Genomic DNA, 6,100 nt, shown 5'->3' on the forward strand with positions numbered 1-6,100 from the left:
GCGCCTCTCGGCCGCGCCCGCCGCCCGGGGGGGCGGGCCGCCGCCCGCCCCCCCGCGGGGGCGCCGCCCCCGGGGCCCCGTAAGCCGCGACCTACAGGTTGCCCCGCTTGGCCTGCTCGCGCTCGATCGCCTCGAAGAGGGCCTTGAAGTTGCCCTTGCCGAAGCCCATCGACCCGTGCCGCTCGATGATCTCGAAGAACACCGTCGGCCGGTCCTGCACCGGCTTGGTGAAGATCTGCAGCAGGTAGCCGTCCTCGTCGCGGTCGACGAGGATCTTCAGCTCGCGCAGGGTCTCCACCGGCACGCGGGTCTCGCCGGCCCACTCGCCGAGGGTGTCGTAGTAGGAGTCGGGGGTGTCCAGGAAGGCCACGCCCGCCGCCCGCATCGACCGCACGGTCGCGACGATGTCGTTCGAGGCGAGCGCGATGTGCTGGACGCCGGCGCCGCCGTAGAACTCCAGGTACTCGTCGATCTGCGACTTCTTCTTCGCGATCGCCGGCTCGTTGATCGGGAACTTGACCTTGAGGGTGCCGTCCGCGACGACCTTCGACATCAGCGCCGAGTACTCGGTCGCGATGTCGTCGCCCACGAACTCCTTCATGTTCGTGAAGCCCATGACCTTGTTGTAGAACGCGACCCACTCGTTCATCCGGCCGAGCTCGACGTTGCCCACGCAGTGGTCGATGGCCTGGAAGGTCCGCTTGGCCGGGGCCTCGACCAGCGGGTCGACGGCGACGTAGCCCGGCAGGTAGGGGCCGGTGTAGTCCTTGCGCTCGACCAGCGTGTGGCGGGTCTGGCCGTAGGTGGCGATGGCGGCGAGGACGACCGTGCCGTGCTCGTCCTTCACCTCGTACGGCTCGTCCAGGCCGCGCGCGCCGTGCTCGACGGCGTACGCGTACGCGGCCCGCGCGTCCGGGACCTCGATCGCGAGGTCGACGACGCCGTCGCCGTGCTCGGCGACGTGCTCGGCGAGGAAGCGGCCGTGGTCCGTCGCCGCCTTGATGACCGAGGTCAGCACGAAGCGCGCGGCACCGTTGGTGAGGACGTAGCTGGCCGTCTCGCGGACGCCGTTCTCCGGTCCGGAGTAGGCGACGAGCTTCATGCCGAAGGCGGTCGAGTAGTAGTGCGCGGCCTGCTTGGCGTTGCCCACGGCGAAGACGACCGCGTCCATGCCCTTCACCGGGAAGGGGTCTGCCTCACGCGCGGTGTGGGGGGTGGTTTCCAGGTTCACCAAAGACTCAGTCATGAGCGCAGAGTCCCGCCGATCCACAAGCTGCGCAATAGTTTCGATTTCTGCTGTACAGGATGACCAGCCAGGCCGGAGGATGAGGGAGAGATCTGTGCAGTATGACCAGCGGATCGAGGGAAGGTTTCCATGGGTATCGACGCACTCGACGGCCGGCTCATCGTCCTGCTCGCCCGCGAGCCCCGGATCGGGGTCCTGGAGGCCTCCCGCCGGCTCGGCGTGGCCCGCGGGACCGTGCAGGCCCGCCTCGACCGGCTCCAGGCGAACGGGGTCATCCGCGGCTTCGGCCCCCAGGTGGACCCGGCGGCCCTCGGGTACCCGGTGACCGCGTTCGCGACGCTCGAGATCAAGCAGGGGCAAGGGGCCGACGTACGGGCGCACCTGGACGGCGTGCCGGAGGTGCTGGAGCTGCACACGACCACCGGGCACGGGGACATGCTGTGCCGGCTCGTCGCCCGGTCCAACGCCGATCTGCAGCGGGTGATCGACCGGGTCGTCGGCTTCGAGGGGATCGTGCGGGCCTCGACGGCGATCGTCATGGAGAACCCGGTGCCGCTGCGGGTGATCCCGCTGGTGGAGCAGGCGGCGTACGAGGACTGAGCCGTCCGGCCGCGGCCGTCCGCGTGGTTCCAAAGAAGACGTTGCAAAGAAACCCTTGCATAGGAGTCTTTGCAACTCTACGGTTGAGCCATGCCCGAAGAGCCGGAAGCCCAGGAACCACCACTGCCGCCCGAGCCGCCACTGCCGCCCGAGCCGCCATTGCCCCCGCTTCCGCCGGAGCCGCCGCTCCCGCCGGAACCCCAGGTCCGCATGCTCGACGCCCGCTCCCTGCGCGGCCTCGCCCACCCCCTGCGCATGCGCATCCTGGCCACCCTGCGCCACGACGGTCCGGCCACCGCGTCGCAGCTGGCGGACCGGCTCGGGGAGTCCAGCGGCGCCACCAGCTACCACCTGCGCCAGCTCGCCGCGCACGGGTTCGTCGAGGACGCACCGGGGCACGGCAAGGGCCGCGAGCGCTGGTGGCGGGCCGTCCACGACGGGACCGGGTTCGACGAGGAGCTGGTGTTCGCCGAGGACCCGGCCACGCGCGGCGCGGCGGACCTGTTCCTGCACGAGATCGCGACGACCCACACGCAGGAGATGAGCACCTGGCTCGGCACGGCCCACGGCTGGCCCCGGGAGTGGCGGCGCGCCTCGGACCTCAGCGACTTCACACTGCGCCTGACCCCCGGCCAGGCGGTCGAACTGAACCGCAAGATCCACGACCTGATCAACAGCTACCGCGACCTTCCGCCCGCGGAGGGCACCGAGACGGTCCGCTTCCACACGCACGCGTTCCCGCGCGCCGCCGAGTAGCCCGGCCCGGCTGCCCCTGCCCGGCTGTCCAGGCCCTGCCCTGCCGGGCCCGGCTGCCCGGCCCTGCCCTGCCCTGCCCCGCCCGTCCCTCGTACCCGCTCGCATTCCGCAGAAGGAGTCCTGCCGTGCACGCCTTCACGCCCGCCGAGATACACGCCGAGACGCACGCCGCCCGTACCGCCGCGCTCGCCGCCGAGGCCGCCGCCTGGCACCTCGCCCGCGAGGGCGCCCCGGCCTCGCCCGCCCTGCGCAACCGGATCGGCGAGGCCCTCGTCAGCGCCGGGATCCGGCTGATGCAGCCCGCGCACGTTCACGCCCGGATCGCCCGCGCCCCGCACGCCGCCGCATGAGCCGGCGGCCCTTCGCGGCCGTCCTGGCCGCCAACACCGTTTCCATAGCGGGCAGTTCCCTCACCCTGATCGGCGTCCCGTGGTTCGTGCTCCAGACCACGGGCAGCGCCGGCCGGGCGGGTGTCGTCGCCTTCTGCGCCACCCTGCCCGTCATCGTGGCCGCCCTGGTCGGCGGCCCCGTCATCGACCGGATCGGGCGCCGCCGGGTCTCGGCTGCCTCCGACCTGATCTGCGCCCTGTCGGTCGGCTCGATCCCGCTGCTCCAGCACGCGGGCGTGCTGGAGTTCTGGATGCTGTGTGCGCTGATGGCCGTCGGCGGGCTCGTCCACACGCCCGGCCTGACCGCCCGCGGCGTCCTGCTGCCGAGCCTCGCCGAGCACGCCGGCACCACCGTGGGCCGGGCGGCGAGCCTGTACGACGCCGTCTCCCGCGGGGCCCGGATGATCGGGGCCGCGCTGGCCGGCGTCCTGATCGCGGCCTTCGGCGCCGAGTCGGCCCTGCTGGTGGACTCGGCCACCTTCGCGGTCTCCGCACTGCTGGTCACCGCGTTCCTGCGCGGGGTGCCGGCCGCCGAACCGCAGCCGGCCGCCGGGAAGATGTCGTTCGCCGGCTACCGGGCCGAACTGGCCGAGGGCTGGACCTTCCTGACCCGCACCCGGCTGCTGGCCGGCATCACCCTGATGGTGATGATGACCAACGGCCTGGACCAGGGCTGGTCCGCCGTCCTGCTGCCCGTGCACGGCCGCGAGGCCCTCGGCGGCGCCACCGCGGTCGGCCTGCTCGTCTCCCTCTTCGGCGGCTTCGCGCTGCTGGGCGCCCTGCTCTACGGGGCGTGGGGCGAGCGGTTCTCCCGCAGGACCGTCTACACGGCGGCCTTCGTGCTGTGCGGTGCGCCGCGGTACGTGGTGGCCGCCTTCACCGACACCCCGCTGCCGCTCGCGGTGACGATGGCCCTGTCCGGGCTCGGCGCGGGCGTGCTCAACCCGATCCTGAGCTCCGTGATCTACGAGCGGGTCCCGGACGAGCTGCGCAGCCGCGTCGCCGGCGTGACCACGGCGGGCTGCGAGCTGACCATGCCGCTGGGCGGACTCGCCGCGGGCCTGCTGGCCGACGGGATCGGCGTGACGGGGGCGCTGCTGCTGTTCGGCGGCACGTACCTGCTGGCCACGCTCGCACCGCTGGTCTTCCCGGCCTGGCGCACGATGGAGCGCGCACCGGAACCCGCGCCGGAACCCGCTCCGGAACCCGCCCGCTCGTTCGGCTCCGCCGACTCCGCCGACTCCGTGGACGTCAGCAGGACGGAACCTGCTCCCCCCGGGTCAGCGCGCGCAGCGACTGCACCGCGTCCGTCAGCGTCGTGACGGGGATCAGCCGCAGCCCCTCGGGGAGTTCGGACCGGGCGTCGGAGCACTCCGCCTCCGGTACGAGGAACACGCTCGCCCCGTCGCGCCGCGCGGCCTGGGTCTTCAGGGCCACGCCGCCGACGGCGCCGACCTTGCCGTCCGCGGCGATGGTTCCCGTACCGGCGATGGTGTGACCGCCGGTGAGGTCGCCGCCGCTGCCGTCGCCGTCGAGCTTGTCGACGATGCCGAGGGAGAAGAGCAGGCCGGCGCTCGGGCCTCCGACGTCGGCCAGGTTGAGGTCGACCTTCACGTCCTTCGGGTCCTTGTGGAGGAAGCCGAGGGCGGCCTGGGTGGCCATCGACTGCGAAGTGGTCATTTGCTCCAGGTTGTGCGCCTCGATCTCCTTGTCGCTTCCGCCCGAGGGGTAGACCGCCTCCCTGGGCATGACCGCCCGGCTGGTGTCGAACCAGTCGTCGAGCAGCTCGGGCAGCTTCACGGTGGTGGAGGGACCGGTGGCCTGGATGGTGGTCATCCGGAGCTGGCCGGTGGTCTGCCGGCTCGGGGCGCCCGTCACGGAGATGACGGGCTTGCCGTCGCGGGCGCCGAGCACGTCGGCCGTGAGCCCCGGCTGGGCGATCACGAACGGCAGCGGCGCGAGGGCCGCGACGGCGAACAGCCCGAGCACGGGCACGGCGCAGACGGCCAGGGCGGCGGGACGCGGCAGACGTGTGAGGCGAGAGAGCACCCGGTCAATCTATCGGGCGCGCCCGCCGGGCCCTCCCCCGCCGGGCGGCACGCGCCCGCTCCGGCGTCAGCGCAGCGCGTCGGCGACCTCCCGGGCCGCGTCCACGACGCGCGGGCCGACCCGCTCCGGCACGGCGTCGGCCAGCATCACGACGCCCACGCTTCCCTCCAGCCCCGTGATGCCCACGAGGGGCGCGGCCGCGCCGCTGGCGCCCGCTTCGAGCTCCCCGTGGGTCAGCGTGTAGCCGGGCTCGATGAGCGTGCCCTGACGGGCGGCCAGAATGGCCCGCCCGGCCGCGCCCCGGTCCAGCGGGTGGCGGAAGCCGGGCCGGTAGGCCACGTGGTAGTCGGTCCAGGTCGGCTCCACGACGGCCACGGCGAGTGCCTCGGTGCCGTCGACGAGCGTCAGGTGCGCGGTGGCGCCTATGTCCTCGGCGAGGGACCGCAGCGCGGGCAGGGCCGCCTCGCGCACGAGCGGGTGCACCTGCCGCCCGAGCCGCAGCACCCCGAGCCCGACGCGGGCCCGGCCGCCGAGGTCACGGCGGACCAGGGCGTGCTGTTCGAGGGTGGCCAGCAGGCGGTAGACCACGGTGCGGTTCACACCGAGGCGGTTGGAGAGCTCGGTGACGGTCAGACCGTGGTCAGTGTCGGCAAGCAGTTTGAGGACTCTGAGTCCTCGGTCCAGAGTCTGGGAGGTTTCCGCGGTCACGACGCCTCTCCCTCTCTCGGTGAGCGGCGGTGACTCTCTGGGTGGATGCGACGCCGGTCCCACGGCGACGCACGAGAGGCCGCCGGTAGCGGCCATGGCACCGGCTGCGCTCCCGCGGCGGCGCTGCCACGGGGCGTTCGATGCGGGGACATTAGCGAGCGGGTCCGCTCAGCGGAAGGCCTCGTCCAGAATCCGGGCGCCAACTACCCCTTTGTGTCGGTTCACGATCGCCTGCAGGTTCAATTCGTGACCTCGGCGGGCCCGATGGGGCTGTGGGATCTGCCGACGCCGCGGGCGGTGGGGCGCGCCCCCCGCGGGGGGCGCGCCCGCCCGGGGGGCCCCCCACACGGCA

The 6,100-nt window shown here is 73.1% G+C and carries 7 protein-coding genes; 4 read left to right on the top strand and 3 right to left on the bottom strand.

The annotated features are described in order from the left end of the window. Positions 1 to 91: 91 nt before the first annotated feature. Complete coding sequence (gene hppD / locus ACFXA3_RS32360) at positions 92 to 1,246, bottom strand: 4-hydroxyphenylpyruvate dioxygenase (RefSeq protein ID WP_385192645.1); 1,155 nt, start codon at positions 1,244 to 1,246, stop codon at positions 92 to 94. A 129-nt stretch (positions 1,247 to 1,375) separates the two neighbouring features. Here hppD and ACFXA3_RS32365 point away from each other — a divergent pair, with 129 nt between their 5' ends. The 4 genes from ACFXA3_RS32365 to ACFXA3_RS32380 all read left to right on the top strand — a co-directional run bounded on the left by ACFXA3_RS32365 (position 1,376) and on the right by ACFXA3_RS32380 (position 4,313). Next, positions 1,376 to 1,846: an Lrp/AsnC family transcriptional regulator gene (locus ACFXA3_RS32365; RefSeq protein WP_385192647.1), complete on the top strand. Its 471-nt coding sequence runs from the start codon at positions 1,376 to 1,378 to the stop codon at positions 1,844 to 1,846. Positions 1,847 to 2,056: 210 nt separating this feature from the next. After that, the gene (locus ACFXA3_RS32370; RefSeq protein ID WP_385192656.1) at positions 2,057 to 2,602 is read left to right on the top strand and encodes an ArsR/SmtB family transcription factor; all 546 of its coding nucleotides are present in this window, start codon (positions 2,057 to 2,059) and stop codon (positions 2,600 to 2,602) included. 125 nt (positions 2,603 to 2,727) lie between these two features. Continuing rightward, complete coding sequence (locus ACFXA3_RS32375) at positions 2,728 to 2,952, top strand: hypothetical protein (protein ID WP_385192649.1); 225 nt, start codon at positions 2,728 to 2,730, stop codon at positions 2,950 to 2,952. Then, positions 2,949 to 4,313 (top strand): MFS transporter, encoded by a 1,365-nt coding sequence (locus ACFXA3_RS32380; protein WP_385192652.1) that lies wholly within the window; start codon positions 2,949 to 2,951, stop codon positions 4,311 to 4,313. Before ACFXA3_RS32375 ends, ACFXA3_RS32380 begins: the two co-directional genes overlap by 4 nt. On the opposite strand, the gene ACFXA3_RS32385 is transcribed toward ACFXA3_RS32380, so the two are convergent. Together ACFXA3_RS32385 and ACFXA3_RS32390 are read right to left on the bottom strand one after the other, a co-directional pair. Next, positions 4,243 to 5,040, bottom strand: coding sequence for a PDZ domain-containing protein (locus tag ACFXA3_RS32385; protein WP_385192654.1), 798 nt, complete (start codon positions 5,038 to 5,040; stop codon positions 4,243 to 4,245). The two genes, ACFXA3_RS32380 and ACFXA3_RS32385, sit on opposite strands and share 71 nt — an antisense overlap. A gap of 66 nt (positions 5,041 to 5,106) precedes the next feature. After that, positions 5,107 to 5,748, bottom strand: coding sequence for an IclR family transcriptional regulator (locus tag ACFXA3_RS32390; protein ID WP_054222485.1), 642 nt, complete (start codon positions 5,746 to 5,748; stop codon positions 5,107 to 5,109). Positions 5,749 to 6,100: the final 352 nt, after the last annotated feature.

It is taken from the genome of Streptomyces sp. NPDC059456, from assembly GCF_042750055.1.
GTDB lineage: Bacteria > Actinomycetota > Actinomycetes > Streptomycetales > Streptomycetaceae > Streptomyces.

Bases quoted from the DNA above. Each gene is read 5' to 3' on its own strand.
- ACFXA3_RS32370 (WP_385192656.1), top strand. From the start codon at position 2,057: ATGCTCGACGCCCGCTCCCTGCGCGGCCTCGCCCACCCCCTGCGCATG.
- ACFXA3_RS32380 (WP_385192652.1), top strand. From the start codon at position 2,949: ATGAGCCGGCGGCCCTTCGCGGCCGTCCTGGCCGCCAACACCGTTTCC.
- ACFXA3_RS32365 (WP_385192647.1), top strand. From the start codon at position 1,376: ATGGGTATCGACGCACTCGACGGCCGGCTCATCGTCCTGCTCGCCCGC.
- hppD (WP_385192645.1), bottom strand. From the start codon at position 1,246: ATGACTGAGTCTTTGGTGAACCTGGAAACCACCCCCCACACCGCGCGT.